Source organism: Leifsonia sp. 2MCAF36, assembly GCF_052115525.1.
Taxonomy (GTDB): Bacteria; Actinomycetota; Actinomycetes; order Actinomycetales; family Microbacteriaceae; genus Leifsonia.
The window spans coordinates 1-396 of sequence record NZ_JBFRGV010000024.1 but is presented as its reverse complement, the minus strand read 5'-3'; the positions used below and the strand labels follow the sequence as shown (position 1 = coordinate 396).

At 63.9% G+C, this 396-nt stretch carries 1 protein-coding gene; it reads right to left on the bottom strand.

The window, feature by feature from the left end; all coding sequences use genetic code 11:
* Positions 1-396, bottom strand: a 396-nt coding sequence (locus AB4079_RS19420; protein ID WP_441788973.1) for a ferredoxin reductase, incomplete at both ends; no start/stop codon positions are given.

Here is a 396-nt window from a genome sequence, read left to right as displayed (position 1 = left end):
GGCATTGCTCCTGCCAGCCCTGCTTCCTGGCCGTGTCCAACACGTGCTGCATGAAGCCGCCGGGGCCACACACATATAAGTGAACGTCGCTCTGCGGCGTGGCCAGAACCTTCGCCGCGTCCAGCACGGTGTCGGGTTCCTGATCGAAATGCAGGAACACCCGGTCGGCAAAAGGCGAGTGCTGCAGGCGTTCGACAAAGGCTGCACGGTCCCGTGATCGGGCACAGTAATGCAGCTCGAAATCCGCGCCACTGTGTGCCAGGCGTTCGGCCATGCACAGGATCGGCGTGATCCCGATACCGCCAGCGAACAGCAGGCTGCGCCTGGCCTCATGGACCAACGGGAACAGGTTGCGCGGTTCACTGATCGGCAGGCGCGTGCCGGGGTGGATCTGCT